Source organism: Natronorubrum bangense, assembly GCF_004799645.1.
GTDB classification, from domain to species: domain Archaea; phylum Halobacteriota; class Halobacteria; order Halobacteriales; family Natrialbaceae; genus Natronorubrum; species Natronorubrum bangense.
On the sequence record NZ_CP031305.1, the window covers coordinates 728126 to 746902 of the forward strand.

The following is an 18777-nucleotide window of genomic DNA, read 5'->3' on the forward strand; positions in this document are numbered from 1 at the left end:
TTACAGAAGTATCTCGATGAAACGTACAGTTTGAAACCGTGTAACGGTCCGTAATCCGATGTTCATCCCGTCGGCAGCGATGAGAGTCAGTGGATCGAAAACTGGGTGGGACGTGCGACCGCGCATCTGCATTGTGCCTGCGACCGCCACCGGCGTCCCCCATCTACTGGAGAACAGAACGTTTACCCACGGATCCGTGTTCTAATGGTCAGATCGAGTGATAGATGTCGATCGGCAGGTCAGGCACAAATCTTCACTGACTTACGTCAGACGGCACAACACACGATCAATGCGCGAGTGCTTTGAAGTCCGGGATACCGACGTTGGCGGCCGAATCGGCGAGCTCACGGTGCCGCGTGCCGACGTTACCGTCGAGACACCGGCACTGCTGCCAGTTATCAACCCGAATCTGGATACGATCGCTCCCCGCCGGCTCGCCACCGAGTTCGGTGCTGAAATCCTGATCACGAACTCGTATATTATCCATGGGACGGATGACGTTCGCGAGCAGGCACTCGAGGACGGGCTCCACGACCTGCTCGATTTCCCGGGCGCGATCATGACCGACTCGGGCTCGTTCCAGCTCTCCGAGTACGGCGAGATCGACGTCACGACAGAGGAGATCCTCGAGTTTCAACACGCTATCGGCTCCGATATCGCCACCCCGGTCGACATCCCGACGCCGCCGGACGTCTCCCGCGAGCGCGCCGAAGACGAACTCGCCACCACGCAGGAACGCCTCGAACTCGCCGACGAGATCGACACGGGCGAGATGCTCGTCAGCGCCCCCGTCCAGGGCTCGACATATCCGGATCTCCGTGAAGCGGCGGGGAGACATGCCGACGGCACCGACCTCGACGTCTTCCCCGTCGGCGCGGTCGTCCCGCTGATGAACGACTATCGGTACGACGACATGATCGACGCCGTCGCAGCCGCCAAACGAGGGCTGGGAGCCGACGCACCGGTTCACCTCTTCGGGGCCGGCCACCCCATGATGTTCGCACTTGCCGCGGCGATGGGCTGTGATCTGTTCGATTCGGCTGCATACGCCCTCTACGCCCGAGACGACCGCTATCTCACGGTTCGGGGGACACGCCACCTCGAGGATCTCGACTATCTCCCGTGTTCGTGTCCCGTCTGTACGGCTCACTCGCCAGCTGACCTCCGGGCACTGCCCGACGACGAGCGTGAGGAAGCACTCGCCGCCCACAACCTCCACGTCACCTTCGAGGAGATCCGCCGGATCAAGCAGGCAATCCGCGCGGGCAACCTTCTCGAACTCGTCGAACAGCGCGCCCGGGCCCACCCCACGATGCTCGATGGCTATCGAACCCTGCTCGACCACGCTGCCCAACTCGAGCGCGCCGATCCCGTCTCGAAAGGCGCCTTTTTTTACACCTCTCACGAGAGCGCCCGCCGGCCAGAAGTCCTGCGCCATCACCAGCACCTCGATCGGCTGTCGGTTCCCGACTCGCTGTTTCTCACCGAGGGGAGTTCCGCACGCGGTGACGAGTTCGACGACTCCTGGCGGGTCAAACCGCCGTTTGGCCCCTTCCCGCGTGCGCTTTCGAAGAGCTACCCACTGACTGCAGAAGCGCCCGACCGGACCGACCGCGCCGCGCTCGAGGCTGCTGCCGACGGTGTCACCCGGCTCGTCGAATCGAATCCGGAGACCGAGGTCACGCTGGGTCACAAGGGGTGGCCTGCTGGTGTGCTCGAGACGCTCCCCGAGGAGGTAGCCCTGGTCGACCTGACTGCGGATCGAACGTAACGCTGTCAACGAACAGTCAGTTCCCCGGTGTGTCACACAGCTCGTCGCCGACGGAGTGTCACTATTTGCATACTCTGTGTGAACGTCGGGCCGGTCGGAACGTCCGTGTTGGCGCCCAGACGACGGCCCACAGCTTCGTTCGAGGTGTGAACCAAACTGTATATTTTCTGTAGGTGCTAAGCACCAGGCGTGTTCGACCTGTCTCTGACAAACGTATTTCTGGGTCTGCTCTTTCTCGTCGTTCTCGGTGGTCTCGGGCTGTTCGTCGTCGACGCGGGCTCGACGACACCCGATCCCGTCGAGTTCGACGATACGGTCCCTATCGGCCTCACACTCGAGTCCGAGCGCGGACTCGATGAGGAGGTCGAACTGCCGCGTGCGCAGGTGTTCTATTCCCAGTATCAGTACGTTGTCGGGTACTACGGGGTCGAAACATTCGTCGATGACCGCCAACGGGCGGAACACGAACAGCTATTCGGTCACCCACTTGCGGTGTACGTCTCCGACTACAGTGACACCGAACTCGAACTGACGGATGACAACTATCCAGTTACCGATCCAGCACCTGGATGGACGACTGCCGAATCGGCGTGGTTCGTCGTCGACAGTGACGCTCGAACGCCTGCCGGCGAGACGATCGTCCCGTTTAGCGACGCCGATGACGCAGCAGCGTTCCAGGACGAGCACGGCGGCACTATCCACAGCTGGGAGTCGGTTCTCGAGCGCTCGTTCGACCGTGACGATGCGACGGTCGCCCGCGACCGTGTCGACGACTACCACCAGCTGGCGGACGAACGGGTCGAGGCAACTGCCGACCTCACGGAGCGACAGACGTCGCTCGTCGTCGGTGAAGACACCGACACCGTCCAGGCGGCGATCGACGACGCCCCGGCGAACACGACGGTCGTCGTTCCCGAAGGCACCTACGAGGAACAGCTCGAGATCGACAAGCCGCTCACGCTCGTCGGCGACGGTGACGTCGTGCTACGTGGCGACGGAAACGGGACGGTCGTGACCGTCACCGACGAGCGGGTGGCCCTCCAGAACCTCGAGCTCACCGGCGTCGGAAACGTCACGAGATCGGGCGATGAGATTCCCGTCGAGGTCGACGACGAGGAGTGGGACGCAGCCTTCCTGCAACATTACGCCGGCACCGACGCCGGGATAGCAGCCTACGACGCCGACGAACTCCTGGTCCAGGATGTCGACATCGACACACCGGCGAGCGGGATCATCGCCTACCAAAGCGATGATCTCGCCATTCGTAACGTGACCGTCGAAGGACACGATGATCCGACCGACGGACTCGCCGGCATGCTAATCTTCCAGTCACCGGGTGTGATCGAGAACTCGACGGTCCATGGCAGCCAAAACGGCATCTATCTCTACCGATCTCCAAGCACTGTCACCCGGTCGAATACGGCCGTTGGCAACCGGCTTGGGATCCACCTGATGCATACGGACGACATCCTCATCGCGGACAACGACCTCCAGCACCAGCAACACACCGGCATCTACATCATGACCGGCCCCGAGCGAAACGCAGTCGTTGGAAACACGGTCGAAGGCACGGAGTACGGCATTACCACGGGCGGGAGTGATACGTACGTTGCAGCGAACATCGTCGAGAGATCCGACATCGGGCTGCGTATCGATACGACAGGCTCGATTTACGAAGACAACGTCATCGCCGGCAACGACGTCGGCACAGACGTTGCCGCCGTACTGCCCACCAACCGCGTCGTTGGCAACGATTTCGTCGGCAACGACGAACACGCCACCACGACGTGGGGTCCACTCCGGATCTGGACCCACGACGGCGCAGGCAACTACTGGCAGGGCGGTGCCACCGTTGCCGACGGCGCCCACGCCGACCAGTCGTACACACCGACGAACGCTCTCGACAAACGGCTCCACCTGACCGACGGCACACCGACGCTCGCTCGAGCACCAGCACTCCAGGCGCTTGCTGGTCTCGAGGGGTCGGTGCCCGGGATGCGAACCGGCAGTATCGTCGATCAGGCACCGCTCTGTGAGCCACACAACCCGGCCCTGCTCGAGCAGACCGAGTGGGCCGACCACGCCTGGCCCTGTTACGAAACCACACGCACGACGAGCCATGACTAACCAGACACCAATACTCGAGGCGACCGGTATCGATCACGACTACGGGACGGTCTCCATTCTCCAGGACGTCTCAGCGACTATCCAGAGCGGAGCCGTCACGGCACTTATCGGCCCGAACGGGGCCGGCAAAACAACGTTCATTCGTGGACTTGCCGGCCTGCACGAGCCGACGGCGGGCGAGTTCACCTACCACGGCCCCGACACCGCACGGCAGATTGGCTACCTCCCCCAACATCCATCGTTCCGACCCGGATTTACCGTCTTGGAGACGATGCAGTTCTATACCTCACTCGTCGGTGCAGACGAGACGGAGGCGATGCGGTATCTCGACCGCGTCGGACTTGCGGACGCAGCCGATCGACCGGTCGAGGCGCTTTCGGGAGGAATGACACGGCTACTCGGTATCGCACAGGCGACGGTTGGTGATCCACCTGTCGTCATCCTCGACGAACCCGGCAGTGGACTCGATCCAGGGATGAGCATGCACGTGTTCGACATCGCGTCGGATCTCGCTGACGATGGCATTGCGGTCCTGCTGAGTTCACACTACTTAGAACTCGTCGAACGGGTCGCAGACACCGTCTTGATCCTTTCGAACGGTCAGCTCATCGAACAGGGGTCGATCACCCAGCTGCAGTCGAAACTGGGTGCCGACTCGCTGCGATCGGTGTATAAAAACGCGGTCGGCGGTGACCTTGCTACGGTCGACGTACAGGGTGAGCGCGCATGAGCGGCGATGTGCAGTCGACGGGCGCCGGCACGGCTGTCCAGGAAGGCGACACCGAAACCGAACACCCGAGTCCAACAGCACCTGGGTCGAGTCGACTCCTCAAAACGATCGTGGGACGCGAACTCCAGACGATCGTCCGGACGCGCATGTTTTTCATCCTCGGAATCGCGTTCGCTGCCGTCTTGCTGGGGATCGCCTGGGTTGGTGGCAGCGTCGAAGCTGGCTACGTTCCAACCGTGGTCGATCTCCTGACACCACTCGAGTTGCTCGTCCCGGTCATCGCCATCGCGTTTGGCTATCGTGCGATTCTCGGCGACGAACAGCGCGGCGAACTCGACGTCCTCGAGACGTATCCCATCTCGAATCGCGAGATCGTACTAGGCGTCTACGCCGGCAGAGCCGTCGGCCTGCTCACGGTAATCCTCGTTCCGCTCGTGGCTGTCGCGGCGATGGTGTTTCTGTTCGAAGCCGATGGGCTCTCGATCTATGCGACACATTCCGGTGCTGACTCACCGATCCTGTTCGCCCGATTCATCGTCCTGACGCTGCTGTTTGCCCTGACCGTGCTTGCCGTCGCAATCGCGATTTCGTCGCTCGTCAGTGCGACGCGGAGTGCCCTCGCACTCTCGGTCGTCGCCCTCGTTGGGCTGGTGATCGGGCTGGACCTGCTGTTGGTCTATGGCTTCTCGATTGGGCTGATCGGTGACTCGGCGCTCATCCATTCGCTTGCGATCAGTCCACTCAGCGCCTACCGCGGGCTCGTCTTCGAGAGCGTTGTCGTGGTTGCTGCGGGGACTGGGCCAGCAGTTGCGTCGCCGATCGCAAGCATCGTCGGACTCGTCGTCTGGCTTGGTGCGTCGCTCGGAATCGCGGTGTGGGCACTGAACCGGTAACCGAACTCGAGACACAGACTCGACGGTTCGCTCGTTTTGCAGCATAATACCCCTGTGCATCAAGCGATAACAGTTATAAGCTGAGGCGGGGTCGGGATGTGTCCATGAGTGATCCACCGCGACGGACTGCTGACGAACCGGCGGCCCAGAACAGACTGGTGGCGATCCCTCGAGAACTGCCCGACGAGGACCGTCGCCGGCTGTTGAGCGCGGTGGGTGGTGTGGGTGCCGTTGTGCTCGCCGGCTGTCTCGATGCCGATACAGAACCCGAGGACGAGCCGAACGACGATGACGACGTGGCCACCTACGACGTCGCCTTCCTCGATCACGATGAGACCGTGTCGGTCACGGAAGACGAGGTACTGCTGTATCCGGCGCTCGACGCCGGTGTCGACATTCCGTACACCTGTGAAGTGGGCACCTGTGGGGAGTGCACCGCGAGATACGACGGTGATGCCACCGAGGTGATCACCCACGACGGCAACGAGTATCTCGACGACGACCAGGTCGAAAACGGCTGGGTGCTGACCTGCGTTGCCTCCCCCGAGGACGATTTCGAACTCGAGGTCGCCCATCCCGACGATGAGTAATCGGCTGGACGACAATCCACAGACAGCCGGCTATCAGACCACGCTGGCACAACCGCGACTCAGGGACGAAAACAGGAGAGTCACATCAGGGACATTACGAGTTCCTGTGTGATGTCGTCGTGGTCGTAGATGTCACCACCGTACTCGTCCTGGAACGTCTCTGCGTTATCGGCGTCGCTAAACGGGATGAGCGATGCTCCCATTGCACCGTCGACGTCACTGTCCGTGACGAGTGTGAGCGTCGATGCGTTCTCGAAGGCGTCTGCCTCGAGATGTCGAGAGACCGTGGTGCTCCCGTTGTCGTCGGAAACAGTGTAGTCGACCGTCGAGTAGTCGGTCAGATGGATGCCTTCGGGTTCGGCCGTGGCTTCGTTATCGAACGTGAAGGCGTACGCACACAGCGAGCTACAGAACTGTGCTGGCCGGTCGTCGTCGACGACCTCCGTAGGGTCCTCGTAGTGGGCCTGTCCGGCCGGTCCGGGATGGTTGCCGATGACCATCGTACACTGATCGCAGCTCTGGTCGTCGTCGATACTGATCGGATCGGGAACGCTCGCGTCGTCACCGTCGAGACAGCCAGCAATCGATCCGAGACAGACGGCCCCAACGCCACCCAAGACGGTTCGACGAGTTACGATCCGATCGACAGCTGCAGTCGGTTCGTCCATGCCGGTCCTTGGAAGTCTCAGAGTAAACCAAATGTGGTATAGTTCGCGAAACAAAAACGCCCGCGCAGGGCACATGATGGTGGCACAACACGTGTACGCCCGGTCTTCGACAGTTGGACCAGACGGCACTTCACCGCCACGTCCATACATCCGCGTGATGCATCGACGAGACGTTCTCGCTACGGGGGCCGGGCTCAGCACTGCACTCGTTGCCGGTTGTCTGACCGGGCGACTCAGCGGTGACGACGCAGCCGAACACGCAGTGCTCGAGCCGCCGGAAGACAGTAAGTTACACGGCGACGACTACGCCTATCCGACGTATGGCGATCCGTTTCCGACCATTGAACTTCCGGATCCGCTGGCAGAGACTGACGTCAACACCGATTCGTTCGGCGACGACTGTCTCGTCTGCACGGCTTTTTATGCGACCTGCCCAGCCGAGTGTATTCCGCTGATGCAAGCCCTGGCGCAAGTTCAGGCCGAGAGCATCGAACGCGGCGTCGACGACTCGGTCCAGTTTATCGCTGTTACCTTCGATCCGGAGCGAGACACGCCCGACGAGCTCCGTGACCATGCAGACATGGTCAACATCGACCTCGAGGCCGGCAACTGGAACTATCTCCGGCCAGCCGATGCCGACGAAGCCGAATCAGTCGTCAACGACGATCTGGGGATTCTCTTCGAGCGAGAGGGCGAAGGCGAAACGGCGGAGTTTATGCATATCACAGTGACGTTTCTCGTCAACCCCGACGGCTACGTCGAGCGAAGCTATCGCGGCGAGAACCCAAGCGTCGAGCAGATTAGCGATGACCTAGAAGCAGTTGTCGAAGCGACGAACTGAATTCTCGAGTCGCCGGCAGAGCTGTGTTGCCGACCGAGGCCACACGAGCCGTCGTCTCGACTCGGCGTGGTTCAGACATCAGCTGACTCGGCTACTGTGGGACAGCAGTCGTCGACGATGGACACCCCATCGACCGTGATCACGAGACTGTCGTCGCACTCGAGGACGATCTCGTGGCCATCGTACGGAAACTCGAGTCGACCACGTCGCAGCCCGCTGGATCGCGTTGGTTCAAAGAGCGCATCGACGGCATCGGGGTCGATCCACTCGTACAGCGGCGGCAGCTCGGTCGGCGAGACATCCAGATGGGACGCGACAGCAGTCACGACCGCGATACTTACGGACTCACTGTCAGCCGGACCGGTGAAAGAGGTGTTCACGTCAGTTCTAGAGGACGAATGAGTAAAAGGATGCCGGCGAAATCCCTCACGGACGACCATTATCGGTGTGATTTGCGGTCAAAAGCGTACTGTAACCACCACGCCGAGCATGACTCCTGAACGGCGGTAGACAGCCGATCGTCCGAGAGCAATGCAACCGAACTGTGCTGTCGTCGAGCGCGACCGAGTGGCGACTGCTTACCACGACACCAGAACACCAAAGGTGTGGGCGGCACCTGGTTCGAGTATGCTCGGGGTAACGTCGCTGTTGCTTGGAATGATCGTTATCGTCTTGTTCGGCTCGTGGCTGTTCAAACGGGTCCGAGGTGGGACGCGATCGACAGCACAGCAGGCATCATACGAACGCCACAGAGAGGCCCAAGAGCGCGAGCCGCCGGTCGATCTTGGCGACGTCAGACAGGTCGCCGTCCAGGAGTTTACCGACCACCACTCCGGGCAGCGACAGGCAGTCTGCAAGATCGAAGGCTTCGTGGTTTTCGTCGAAGAGATCCCAACCAGTCTCGACATAGGCGACGTCATCGAAGTCAAGATTTTGTCGTTTAATCGCGGCCACACATCCGCGACCGCGACCTTTCTCGAGTCGGCCTGACGAACGCGGTCAGTGGCCACAGAGCCGCCACGCCTGATCGGTTGTGTACTCATCACTCGAGCGCCAATCGTAGGTGAGCGTGAATGCCAGAAGCAGCCAGTATCGGCGACACGAATCCATGTCGGTTCACATCACCGTAGTCGCCACTGCGTTGGACGCTAGTGCGCGGAAATCAGCGACTGAGGGCGGGGCGATCAACGACAGCGCCAGGCCTGTTCAGCCCACTCGGTCTGCTCGAGCAGGGCCGGGTTGTGTGGCTCGCAGGTCGGTGCCGAGTCGGTCACGGCACCGGTTCGCAGGCCGGGAACCATCCCTTCGAAACCAGACACCGCCTGCAGTGCCGGAGAACGAGCAACCATCGCGGCACCGTCGGTCAGATGCAAACGTTCATCGACTGGGTCAGTCGGCGAGTACGACGATGGGCGCTCGCCCACATCGGAGAGCATCGTCGCTCCTTGCCAGTAGTTACCCGCGTCGTCGTGGCTCCAGATTCGAAGCGGGCCGCCCGACGACTGGACGTGGTCGTAGTTGCCGACGAAATCGTTCCGGACGATTCGGTTCGTCGGCAACACCGACCGTGCGTCGACGCCGACGATGTTGCCGGCGATGACGTTGTGCTCGATGAGCGAGGCAGCTGTGTTCTGCTGGATGCCAACACGATTCCCTTCGACGATGTTCGAGGCGACGTAGGCGTCGTCACTGTCCGGGATGATTCCCGTCTCAGTGTCCCTGACCGTGTTGTCGACGATCGCGATCCGTTCGGGACCAGTCATAACGTAGATCCCCGTGGTGTCCTGTTCGCGGAAGTCGTTGCCAGCGACCACCGCATCGGACGTATGCATCAGGTGGACGCCGAGACGGTTTTCGACGAGTGTGTTGTTCCGAATCACGATATCCGGAGATTCGTGGGTGTAGATGCCGTCTCGGCCGTCACGGATCGTCGAGTCTTCAATAACAGCCGACGAGTAGATCGCGTTGATACCCGCCCGTCCGTCGTTCGAGATTTCGTTCCCGTTGACGGTGACGTTCCGGACGACTGCGTCCGGGCTCTCGTGGAGCAACACGCCCGTCGACGGCGTCTGGATAGTGACGTCGGCGACGAAACTTCCCTCACCCTCGGTGATGGCGATGCCAGCATCACCGCCGGTGTAGTGGGAGGTCAACTCATCGTCCCATCCCTCGCCTCGCTCTTCTGGAGCGTGTTCAGGGATGCCGTCTATGCCGGACGTCTCGTCGCCGACACCGGTGATATCGAGGCCAGTAATCGCGGTTTGGTTGGCCGTCACCGCGATGACGGTTCCCCAGCCTGAACCGGCGATCGTCACGTCCCCATCGCCAGCGAGCGTGAGCGGCTTGTCGATCTCGAGCTGTTCCTCGTAGGTGCCTTCGGGAACGACGACCGTCGTGTTCGCCGGGGCGTCGTCGATCGCCGCCTGAACGGTGTCGGTGTCCTCACCGACGACAGTCGAGACGGGACGGTCCCGGAGCGAATCCGCCTGTGCACTGGTTTCGTCGGCGTCGTCCAACCGGTCGTCGAGTCGATCACGGACGACTTCGGCATCGTTGATCTCGAACTCCGAGTTGAGGATGTCGTCCCAGGTATGGACGTCGCCCCCGTGAGCCGCAGCGAACGCCGTTGCATCATCTCGGTCGGAAAACGCCATGACCGTCTCGCCAGCCGGTGAACGTGCATCGCTGCCGGCGACGAACCAGGCCTGTTCCGCGTCGATCCAGGGCGGCACACTGTCGGCGACTGGATGGCCATCGTCCGACAGTTCGACGTCGACAGCGCTGTAGTCGGAGACGTACACCGCGAGCGGATAGCCAAACCGTTCGGTGTGCGTTGGCTGCTGGTGGTCGTCAACGAACCGTTCGACACCCTGGTAGCCGACGACGTACGAATACTTGGAATAAAACACCTGTGCCCGTGGGAGCCTGACATCCTCCTCGAGAGCGAACTCGTCCTCGAGTGAGAGGCCGACCTGCACCGTATCGTCGAACTCGACCGGATCTGGCGAAGAAGACCCAACGTCGGCGACGAAAAGTGCGCCAGCCCCAAAGAAGACGGCTGCGATGGCGACGAGCAGCCACCCCTTCCGTGAGATCGCGAGCATACCAACACTCAGGCATCGGGTATCGTATGCGGTCTGGTTTGCTTCTCGAAGGCGTCGCCAGCGCCTCGTCGCGCTCGCTCGCTATCGACAGTCTCTTTCACGCTCCCCAGTCATATCTGGTATGACCGACTACTTCGAAGTACACGCGCGCGATGGGGCAGCGCGCGTGGGCGAACTCCGCCTCGAGTCCGCTCTGACGACCCCAGCGCTCGTCGACAACGTCCTCGAGGATGCGGGCTCGCTCTGGGCCGCCGATCGTGACGTCCCCGAGGGCGACGAGTCGACACTCACCGTGCTCCCACACCGAGGATTCCCCGGCGGCACCGCCCCGGAGGTCCAGGAGTCGTTCGCCGTCGACTACCCCGATGTCGACTATCCGAGCGTCGCCGTCATCTCGAGTGAGCACGCTACGGACCACGGGACGGACGCCTACGCTGTCTCGGACGTCCAGTCGATTACGGGTCACGGCGCAGCGCTCGTCGAGGCCGTCGTGAACACCCGAAAGGCGATCCCCACCGACACCGCACTGTTGTTCTCTGGCGTCGCCACGCCGCGCAACGTTGCCCTGCTTGCTTACGCCGGCGTCGACTGCTTTGATGAAACCGCAGCCGTCGTCAAAGGGATGGAAGGCCGGTATCTGACGACCGACGAGGCCTACTTCCTCGAGGACCTCGAGGAACTCCCCTGTTCGTGTCCAGCCTGCCAGCAGCCCCGCGAGGAGTTCACTCGCGAGGACTGTGCTGAACACAACGTCAACGCGCTCGAGGCCGAACTCGGCATCGTCCGGCGACGTATCCGCGACGGTCGCCTTCGCGACTACGTGGAGGGACAGGCCCGTCACGATCAGTGGCTCACCGCCGCCATGCGCGAACTCGATTCCCAGTGGGGGTATCTCGAGGAGCGCACGCCCATCCTCCGAGACGCCCAGATCAACGCAGCGACCGGGGACACAATCCGTCGCATCGAGATCCAGCGCTTTGCCGACCGCGTGACGACGCGCTATCGCAACCGGTTTTCGAACCCGCTCGTGTTGGTCCCTTGCTCGGCGACGAAACCATACAGCGACTCTCAGAGTCATCGCCAGTTTCACGACGCCATCCAGTGGCGTGGCCATCTGGTCTCGATGACGAGTCCGATCGGCGTCGTTCCACAGGAACTCGAGACGACCTATCCGGCCCAGCAGTACGACACCGTCGTCACGGGTCGGTGGTCCGAAGATGAAAAGCAGTTCGTGAGCACGGTACTTGAACGCTATCTGGAACGTAACGAGTACCCGAAGATTATCGCCCACGTCCCCGGTGAGGGGTACCGTGACATCGTCGAACGCGTCGAAAAGGCACTGGACCTCGACGTAACCTACACCGTCGAGGAGCATCCGACCGACGACGAGTCACTCGCGAACCTCTCGGCAGCGCTGGCAGGCGAACTGAAGTACTCCAAACGCGAGCGCGAACACAACACCGTCCGTGCCATCGCGGACTATCTGCTCGGCGACGGCGCTGGCGACGAACTCTTTGCGGATATCCAGACGACGAGCCGCTATCCGAAGATTCAGGTTCGAAACAGCGAGGACACTCAGCTCGCGACAATGGTGCCCCAGTACGGGACGCTTTCGTTTACCCTCGAGGGTGCGAAACGATGGGTTGACAGCGATGCACCGACCAAACGAGTCGAAATCGATAGGTTCGTTCCCCACGGCAGCGTGCTCGCACCGGGGATCGTCGACGCTGACGAGGATATCCGTGTCGGCGATGAGGTCGTCGTCGAGGGGCCGAAAGCCTTCGGTGTCGGCCGCGCGGAGATGTTCGGTCGTGAGATGGCCGAGAGCACACGCGGCATCGCCTGTGAGATCCGCCACGTCGAAGAAAAGTAGCGGACTCGAGGACCCGCGACTGCCCGGACAGGCTGTACGCGAACGATTACAGAAGATGACGGCGGGAACTGGGACGCCACGGAGTTCACAGTCTCGATGAGAGCGGGTGCCGTCGAGCATGATTTGTCAGCCGGAGTGGGCCACAATCTCGGTTGACTGATGCGTCTCCAGTGTCTCACGGGAGGATGTCAGTATCCCGTAGTATATCGGTTTTCGATACATATCCGATCTGAATGGTGGCGGTAACTAAGGATCGCAGTGTGTCTGCTCCCATATATGTCTGAGGTCGAGCCAGCGACAGTCGGAATTCTGACTGAACCGTTTCTCTACGAGTGGCAAGTGCGCGCCATCGAACGCCTACAAGATGAGACCGACATCACCGTTTCGTTGGTCGTTCAAAACGTCGCCGATACGGAGTGTGAAGCTGAGTCGTGGAACACGAAACAGCGGCTCGGACTCGACGACGTCACCCAGTTTTTCGAGGTCTTCCGACAAGAGAAAGCGTGGACACTCGTTCTGGCAGAACGGAACATCGCTCGACTGCTCGGCGACGAGCAGACGCTCTGGCACCGACACTCGGTCGAGAACGTCGACTGTCTCGACGAGACGGAACACGTCCAGTGTGTGCCAGAGACAGAGAACGGCTGGAACGAACTCCCCGACGGCGTCGTTTCCCGACTCGAGGCGGAGTGTGATGTCGCAGTTCGATTCGGATTCGGTCTCGTTCGTGGTGACGTTCTGACCGCCCCGAAGTACGGCGTCTTGAGTTTCCATCCGGCGGATATTCGACGCTACCGTGGCATGGGTCCTCCAGCGATCTTCCACGACGGGCGAGCGCGTGCCGGCTCGACGTTACAGCGGTTGAACGAATCGATCGATGGCGGTGAGATCGTCGCGTACGACGACGTCTCGCTCGCCGACTGTCACACACTGTGGGATGTCTTCGATCGCCTCGCAACGCTACAGATCTCACTGCTCACGTCGGGTATCACCAGCCTGCGTGATCCGACGTTCGAGCCGCGAACCATCTCAGACGAACAGCTGGGCGAGTTCTACTATCGAGACCAGCGGCGGACTGTCTCCTTTTCGGGGCGAGTGTTGGCCAAAAACCTCGCCGGCCGAGTTCGCCACGGACTCGAGCGAGCCCGCTCGTCGGAGGAGACAGACCGGCGTTCGTCTCCACTCTCGAAGTGACCTCGAGATGCGTCAGGACGAGGCGGTGAGCGTGTCGGGCTAGCGACAGTCGCGATCCGGTGCCTCCCAGTCAGTTTGCTCGAGCAGGTCAGGGTTCGACGGCTCACAGAGCGGTGCCGTATCGACGATACTCTCCTCTCGCATCCCGGAGACGGAGCCTTCCAGTGCGTTGAGTGCGTCGGATGCGGGTGCCCGAGCGAGCGTCGGTGTGCCGTCGACACGGTGGAGGCGCTCGTCGACGTGATCGGTCGCCGAGTACGAGCGATCGAGGACTGTCCCGTCGCTCGTTCCGACCGCACCGTGCCAGTAGTTACCCGCGCCGTTTTCAGTCCAGATGCGGAGCACACCCACTCGTGCGCTCGCGTGGCGGTAGTTCCCGACGAAGTCGTTGCCGACGACCTGGTTAGTCGGCAGGAGATGGCTCGCCTGAATGCCGTCGACGTTCCCGGCGAGGACGTTGTTCTCGTATATCGAGTTGCCAGCCCCGGCCGCCAATCCGACTTCCGTGTCGGTGATGAGGTTTTCGGCGACGTACGATCGTGAGCCGTCCATCAAGAGCCCGCGAGACGTCTGCTGGATCTCGTTCCCGACGATGGCGTTGTGTTCGGGGTTAGTCATGACGTCGATGCCGGTCGTCTGTGCGTTTCTGATCCGGTTGTCGGCGATCAACACGTCCGAGGTGTACATCAGATGGACGCCAATCCGATTTCGCTCGAGGGTGTTGTTCCGGTAGACGAGTCCGTGAGAGCGGTGGGTGTAGATCCCATCACGGCCGTCGACGAATCGTGAGTTTTCGATCACGCCGTCCGGTGATCGCATCGTCATGACGCCCATGTAGCCGTCGTTCCAGCTGTCGCTCCCGTAGACGGTCACGTTTCGAACGACGGCATCTGGGCTATCGCGGAGCAAGACACCGTTCGCTGGCGTCTCGACCGTTACATTCTCGACCAACGTTTCGTTCCCATTCTCAATCTCAACGCCAGCATCACCCTGCCCATAAGCCATCTCGAGGACGTCCTCGCTTCCTTCATCCGCTGCCGTCGTCTCTCGGTCTTCGGGGCGTGTCGTGTTCCCGACGCCAGTAATCCGGAGATCCGTGACTGCGGCCTCGGCGGCGGTAACTGAGACGACTGTGCCGGTCTCATCACCCTGAATCGTCGCGTCCCCGTCGCCGGAGAGTGTGATCGGACGATCGATCTCGACGTGCTCCTCGTAGGTCCCCTCCGGCACGACGACCGTCGACTCGTCGGGAGCCAGCTCGATGGCATCCTGAATCGTGGCCGCGTCATCACCGACGACGACCGTCTCGGGGCGGTCAGCCAGCGTCTGCGAGGTCGCGACCTGATCGTCGGCGCGCTCGTGGCGCTCGTCGACGCGCTCTCGAATCGCGTCGGCGTCGTCGATCTCGAACTCCGACTCGAGGAGTTGTTCCCAGGAGAGCACAGTTCCCCCGTGGGCCTCGGCGAACGCAGCAGCATCGTCCTGATCAGAAAACGGCATCACCGTCTCGCCGGCGGGCGTTTCTGCGTCGCTGCCAACGACGAAGGCGGCGGACTCGGCGTCGGTCCAGCCGAGCCGCCCATCGGCAGTCGGATACCCCTGATCGGTGAGTTCAGCATCCGTCTCGCTGAAATCGGAGACGTAGACCGCGATCGGATAGCCGAATCGCTCCTGATGGCCCGGCTGCTGACGGTCGTCGACGAACCGTTCGAGACCGTGATAGCCGACGACGTAGTCGTACTGTGAGTAGAACACCTGTGCTTTCGGGATCTCGATATCCTCACCATCGGGTTCGTTCTCGAGGGTGACACCCATCGTAACCGTATCCTCGAACAGGACCGGGTCCGGAGACGTCGAGCCGGTATCGACGACGAAGAGTCCGACACCGCCGACCAGCAAAACGCCGAGTGCCAGCGAGAACAAGAGATACTGCGTGGTCTCGGCCATATCAGTTCGTGGGTGGCACCGAACAATAGGCAATCTGGTTCGGTTATCGAAGTGTTTGAGCGGGTGTTACGGCAATCGTACCAGATTCCCTAATGCGATTACCTGCCAACAACTGCGTATGAACCAGCCCGATCGCCAACCGAACGAGACGGCCAACACCCCCCGCCGCCGGTTCCTTCAGACGGCCGGCGTCGCGGGCAGTATCGCCTTCGCCGGCTGTTTCGGCGACGACGGGACCGACGAAGTCGACGATCCGATCTCGATCGAGAGCGAACACGACTGCGTGGTCTGTAGTATGGTCGTCGATCAACACCCCGGGCCGTCCGGACACGCGTTTTATCCAGCTGACGACGACGTTCACGGCACAGACGACGACGGCATTGTCGCCTACTGCAGCAGTGCCTGTGCCTACGAACACTACTTCGAACAGCGTGAATCGGGACACGAACCGCTCGTCCTCTACCTGACCGACTACTCGTCGGTGGACTGGGACGTTTACGAAGAGCAGGGCCTCGAGTTCATCACCGCCCATCTCGAGGCGGAAGCACACGCCCCGGCAACTGACCTCGAGTTCGTTGTCGACAGCGACGTCCTCGGCGCGATGGGCGAGTCACTCATCGGCTTTGGGTCGGCCGAGGATGCTGACTCGTTTGCCGACGAGTACGGTGGCGAGCGGTTCGATCACGACTCGGTGACGCGGGAGCTGGTTGACAGTCTTGGAGGCTAACGCGCTGCCAATGCCACGGTCACAGTGCAACCAACGAAGTCGTCGACGGCTGCTCGCCGCGGTCGGTACCGGTGTCGTCGGTGGGCTTGCCGGCTGTTCCGACGATGATCGTGACGACCCAAACGTTGCTGATCCGGACGCTGGCTTCGACTTCACTATCGAACATCCAGTCGACGAGCCAAAAGAGTTCGCCGACGACCAGCTGTGTGGCGTCTGTTCGATGACCGTGACTGATTACTCCGACCGGAACTGTCAGGTTGCCCACGAAGACGGCGTCGGAATGATGTGCTGTAGCCCCGGCTGTATGTTCGCTTATTACGCCGAGCCAACCTACTTCGGTGGCTCTGAAGCTGAAATCGTTGGCGCATGGGTCACCGACTTCGATACAGGACGGCTTATCGATGGCTTCGAGGCGTTCTACGTCCTCGAGCACGACGAGCGGCGTGTCGACGACCCGATGGATATCGATCCACGGGTGTACGCCAACCGGTCGACGGCCGTCGAGTACGTCGAACAGTACGACGACCTCGAGGAAGACGACATCGTCTCGCTTTCGGACGTCGATACGGATATCGCACGGATCTATCGAGACACTCGACTCCCGTGAGGGGGCACACAGCTACTTGTAGATAGCAAGGAGAGACAGGTGCGGGACGATCTCAGAACGGTTGGTAGTGGGGAAGCGGAATCGCGGGGAGGTGAACGCCGAGCGTCATGAGACCGTGCTGAAGCGGAATATATCCGAGTGCGAGGAACGCAACGCCAAGCACGCGGTGGAGTTTGATTCTGGTCTCGACGCTGAGCGACTGAAAGAGGGTGCCGTAGATGAACATCGACGGCACGGTTCCGAGTCCGAGGACGGCCAGCGCGAGAAAGCCGCCACGTGGCGATCCCTGCACGAACGCATACAGAAACGCCGGATAGAGCAGCGGGCAGGGCAACAGCCCGTGGGCCGCTCCGAGCCCGACGATTCTGGTGTCACCGACCCACGAGTCGACATGAGCGACCAACCACTGCTGGACCCGGGTAAGAACCGATTCGACGCCTGGAATCGTGACCGAACCGCCGAGCAAGCCACGGCCGAGCAGATAATGAAGCCCCATCGCAATGATCACCACTCCGACGACGATTCCGGCGACTGCGTGAACGTCGGTGACGACCGCCGTCACCGTGCGTGCGTTCACGAAGACAAGCGAACCGGCGAGCCCGAAGATCCCACCGAGAACGGCATAACTGCCCGCCCGGCCGAGGTTGAACAGTGCATGTTGCCGAACGATACCGAGGGTCAGCTGGTTTCGCCGTGCCGAGCCTTCGTTCTGTTTCCGCATCCGATCCGAGTACGTCGTGACGAGTGGCCCACACATCCCGAGACAGTGGGCCCCGCCAAGAAGGCCGATCAGCCCGAAGACGACGAGACTCACCGGCTCGATCGCTGCCGGGTCGAGCGACGGGTCATAACACTGATGAAATAAAACGGGCTCGAGAATCGAGAATGTAGCGAGCCAGGTCATCGTTCGGGTTCACTAACAGCGGCGATAGCAGCAGGCGCCGAACCGCAGCAGTCGTCACTCTCAGTTGCGGCGACCGTCTCGGTGTCGTCGAGGCGATGCTCGAGGCCGAAACACCTGCCAGCACTCGAGGCATGCAGTGTAGACGCCCCGCCGGGAGCCACGGTCGTTCCCACGTCGGTCCCACCCAGTTCCGTCGGCTGGCCAGCGACGGGCCTGACACCGTCTGTGGCCCCCCTGCCGGGAACGCTGCGTCGGGTCATCGGTAGGCGCTACGGAGTACCCACTAAAGTAGCGTCTGGTGCAATTGTCTATCGCGGCGACCGGAACGACTGGTGCCGTCGACCTCAGTGGCTTATTTCGAGGTCTCGGTCGCGTTCTCGCCGACTGTTCCGTGCCGGAAAATCAGCGAGAGCAACAACGCCGCGATGAGCACGTCGAAGCCGTGTTCGATCAGATGGTGTGCGGTCATCGGTACCAGTCCCAGCACAGTTCCCATGCCGACGACTGATCGAGCCACGAGCGTACCCAGCACGATCGTTAACACGAGATACGTGGGCGTTCGTCGTCGAAGATACCCACAGAGGCCGACGAGAAAAAGCACCATCGTCCCGAGGACGGCGAGGATGATCACCAAGACGAGCACTGGTGCCAGGTGTGGTGACAGCCAGTCATCGAACGAAAGCATGGAGACAGTCGTCTCTGAGAGTCCACCCCACGCCTCGAGGAGACCGGCTGGTGTCAGTCCGTCGAGCGCTGGCACCATCGTCTTGGAGATCATTCGAGTACCCATTACTCGGTGAG

18 protein-coding genes are annotated in these 18777 nt (G+C 61.5%); 11 read left to right on the forward strand and 7 right to left on the reverse strand.

Annotated elements, in window-relative coordinates; translation table 11 throughout:
- Positions 1–289: 289 nt before the first annotated feature.
- The 5 genes from tgtA to DV706_RS03685 all read left to right on the forward strand — a co-directional run bounded on the left by tgtA (position 290) and on the right by DV706_RS03685 (position 6111).
- On the forward strand, positions 290–1771 hold the full coding sequence (tgtA, locus tag DV706_RS03665) for a tRNA guanosine(15) transglycosylase TgtA (protein ID WP_006066492.1): 1482 nt from the start codon (positions 290–292) through the stop codon (positions 1769–1771).
- A gap of 189 nt (positions 1772–1960) precedes the next feature.
- The gene (locus DV706_RS03670; protein ID WP_205849538.1) at positions 1961–3898 is read left to right on the forward strand and encodes a NosD domain-containing protein; all 1938 of its coding nucleotides are present in this window, start codon (positions 1961–1963) and stop codon (positions 3896–3898) included.
- Entirely contained in the window at positions 3891–4628 is a 738-nt protein-coding gene (locus DV706_RS03675; RefSeq protein ID WP_006066484.1) for an ABC transporter ATP-binding protein, read from the forward strand. The genes DV706_RS03670 and DV706_RS03675 overlap by 8 nt, the downstream gene beginning before the upstream one ends.
- Positions 4625–5521 carry an ABC transporter permease gene (locus DV706_RS03680; protein WP_006066485.1) on the forward strand — a complete coding sequence of 299 codons (897 nt, stop codon included), beginning with the start codon at positions 4625–4627 and terminating at the stop codon, positions 5519–5521. The genes DV706_RS03675 and DV706_RS03680 overlap by 4 nt, the downstream gene beginning before the upstream one ends.
- Positions 5522–5625: 104 nt before the next feature.
- Positions 5626–6111, forward strand: a complete 486-nt coding sequence (locus DV706_RS03685) for a 2Fe-2S iron-sulfur cluster-binding protein (RefSeq protein ID WP_006066486.1) — start codon at positions 5626–5628, stop codon at positions 6109–6111.
- A gap of 80 nt (positions 6112–6191) precedes the next feature.
- On the opposite strand, the gene DV706_RS03690 is transcribed toward DV706_RS03685, so the two are convergent.
- Positions 6192–6779, reverse strand: a complete 588-nt coding sequence (locus DV706_RS03690) for a nitrous oxide reductase accessory protein NosL (protein WP_006066487.1) — start codon at positions 6777–6779, stop codon at positions 6192–6194.
- 157 nt (positions 6780–6936) lie between these two features.
- On the opposite strand from DV706_RS03690, the gene DV706_RS03695 reads away from it, so the two are divergent.
- Positions 6937–7620, forward strand: a complete 684-nt coding sequence (locus DV706_RS03695) for an SCO family protein (RefSeq protein WP_006066488.1) — start codon at positions 6937–6939, stop codon at positions 7618–7620.
- A gap of 71 nt (positions 7621–7691) precedes the next feature.
- Here DV706_RS03695 and DV706_RS03700 read toward each other — a convergent pair whose 3' ends face one another.
- Positions 7692–8000: a HalOD1 output domain-containing protein gene (locus DV706_RS03700; RefSeq protein ID WP_006066489.1), complete on the reverse strand. Its 309-nt coding sequence runs from the start codon at positions 7998–8000 to the stop codon at positions 7692–7694.
- Positions 8001–8247: 247 nt separating this feature from the next.
- Between DV706_RS03700 and DV706_RS03705 the strand changes: the two genes are divergently transcribed.
- Entirely contained in the window at positions 8248–8610 is a 363-nt protein-coding gene (locus DV706_RS03705) for a TRAM domain-containing protein (protein ID WP_049889832.1), read from the forward strand.
- A gap of 194 nt (positions 8611–8804) precedes the next feature.
- Here DV706_RS03705 and DV706_RS03710 read toward each other — a convergent pair whose 3' ends face one another.
- Positions 8805–10724: a NosD domain-containing protein gene (locus tag DV706_RS03710; protein WP_136350793.1), complete on the reverse strand. Its 1920-nt coding sequence runs from the start codon at positions 10722–10724 to the stop codon at positions 8805–8807.
- Positions 10725–10845: 121 nt separating this feature from the next.
- On the opposite strand from DV706_RS03710, the gene arcS reads away from it, so the two are divergent.
- Together arcS and DV706_RS03720 are read left to right on the forward strand one after the other, a co-directional pair.
- Positions 10846–12597 (forward strand): archaeosine synthase subunit alpha, encoded by a 1752-nt coding sequence (arcS, locus tag DV706_RS03715; RefSeq protein WP_006066482.1) that lies wholly within the window; start codon positions 10846–10848, stop codon positions 12595–12597.
- 276 nt (positions 12598–12873) lie between these two features.
- The gene (locus tag DV706_RS03720) at positions 12874–13791 is read left to right on the forward strand and encodes a formyltransferase family protein (protein ID WP_006066481.1); all 918 of its coding nucleotides are present in this window, start codon (positions 12874–12876) and stop codon (positions 13789–13791) included.
- Between the two features lie 39 nt (positions 13792–13830).
- On the opposite strand, the gene DV706_RS03725 is transcribed toward DV706_RS03720, so the two are convergent.
- Complete coding sequence (locus DV706_RS03725; RefSeq protein ID WP_006066480.1) at positions 13831–15738, reverse strand: NosD domain-containing protein; 1908 nt, start codon at positions 15736–15738, stop codon at positions 13831–13833.
- A gap of 118 nt (positions 15739–15856) precedes the next feature.
- Between DV706_RS03725 and DV706_RS03730 the strand changes: the two genes are divergently transcribed.
- Together DV706_RS03730 and DV706_RS03735 are read left to right on the forward strand one after the other, a co-directional pair.
- Positions 15857–16465, forward strand: coding sequence for a nitrous oxide reductase accessory protein NosL (locus DV706_RS03730; RefSeq protein WP_006066479.1), 609 nt, complete (start codon positions 15857–15859; stop codon positions 16463–16465).
- A gap of 10 nt (positions 16466–16475) precedes the next feature.
- Complete coding sequence (locus DV706_RS03735) at positions 16476–17072, forward strand: nitrous oxide reductase accessory protein NosL (protein WP_006066478.1); 597 nt, start codon at positions 16476–16478, stop codon at positions 17070–17072.
- 52 nt (positions 17073–17124) lie between these two features.
- Here the strand turns inward: DV706_RS03735 and DV706_RS03740 are convergent, their stop codons facing one another.
- The 3 genes from DV706_RS03740 to DV706_RS03750 form a co-directional block, all read right to left on the reverse strand.
- A complete protein-coding gene (locus DV706_RS03740; protein WP_006066477.1) occupies positions 17125–17976 on the reverse strand; it encodes a sulfite exporter TauE/SafE family protein in 852 nt (283 codons plus the stop codon).
- Complete coding sequence (locus DV706_RS03745) at positions 17973–18236, reverse strand: hypothetical protein (RefSeq protein WP_006066476.1); 264 nt, start codon at positions 18234–18236, stop codon at positions 17973–17975. Before DV706_RS03745 ends, DV706_RS03740 begins: the two co-directional genes overlap by 4 nt.
- Before the next feature lie 92 nt (positions 18237–18328).
- The gene (locus DV706_RS03750; protein WP_006066475.1) at positions 18329–18754 is read right to left on the reverse strand and encodes a DUF7471 family protein; all 426 of its coding nucleotides are present in this window, start codon (positions 18752–18754) and stop codon (positions 18329–18331) included.
- Positions 18755–18777 lie beyond the last annotated feature (23 nt).

Bases quoted from the DNA above. Each gene is read 5' to 3' on its own strand.
- DV706_RS03680 (WP_006066485.1), top strand. From the start codon at position 4,625: ATGAGCGGCGATGTGCAGTCGACGGGCGCCGGCACGGCTGTCCAGGAA.
- DV706_RS03685 (WP_006066486.1), top strand. From the start codon at position 5,626: ATGAGTGATCCACCGCGACGGACTGCTGACGAACCGGCGGCCCAGAAC.
- DV706_RS03710 (WP_136350793.1), bottom strand. From the start codon at position 10,724: ATGCTCGCGATCTCACGGAAGGGGTGGCTGCTCGTCGCCATCGCAGCC.
- DV706_RS03750 (WP_006066475.1), bottom strand. From the start codon at position 18,754: ATGATCTCCAAGACGATGGTGCCAGCGCTCGACGGACTGACACCAGCC.
- DV706_RS03705 (WP_049889832.1), top strand. From the start codon at position 8,248: ATGCTCGGGGTAACGTCGCTGTTGCTTGGAATGATCGTTATCGTCTTG.
- arcS (WP_006066482.1), top strand. From the start codon at position 10,846: ATGACCGACTACTTCGAAGTACACGCGCGCGATGGGGCAGCGCGCGTG.
- DV706_RS03675 (WP_006066484.1), top strand. From the start codon at position 3,891: ATGACTAACCAGACACCAATACTCGAGGCGACCGGTATCGATCACGAC.
- tgtA (WP_006066492.1), top strand. From the start codon at position 290: ATGCGCGAGTGCTTTGAAGTCCGGGATACCGACGTTGGCGGCCGAATC.
- DV706_RS03725 (WP_006066480.1), bottom strand. From the start codon at position 15,738: ATGGCCGAGACCACGCAGTATCTCTTGTTCTCGCTGGCACTCGGCGTT.
- DV706_RS03690 (WP_006066487.1), bottom strand. From the start codon at position 6,779: ATGGACGAACCGACTGCAGCTGTCGATCGGATCGTAACTCGTCGAACC.
- DV706_RS03695 (WP_006066488.1), top strand. From the start codon at position 6,937: ATGCATCGACGAGACGTTCTCGCTACGGGGGCCGGGCTCAGCACTGCA.
- DV706_RS03720 (WP_006066481.1), top strand. From the start codon at position 12,874: ATGTCTGAGGTCGAGCCAGCGACAGTCGGAATTCTGACTGAACCGTTT.
- DV706_RS03745 (WP_006066476.1), bottom strand. From the start codon at position 18,236: ATGACCCGACGCAGCGTTCCCGGCAGGGGGGCCACAGACGGTGTCAGG.
- DV706_RS03730 (WP_006066479.1), top strand. From the start codon at position 15,857: ATGAACCAGCCCGATCGCCAACCGAACGAGACGGCCAACACCCCCCGC.
- DV706_RS03735 (WP_006066478.1), top strand. From the start codon at position 16,476: ATGCCACGGTCACAGTGCAACCAACGAAGTCGTCGACGGCTGCTCGCC.
- DV706_RS03740 (WP_006066477.1), bottom strand. From the start codon at position 17,976: ATGACCTGGCTCGCTACATTCTCGATTCTCGAGCCCGTTTTATTTCAT.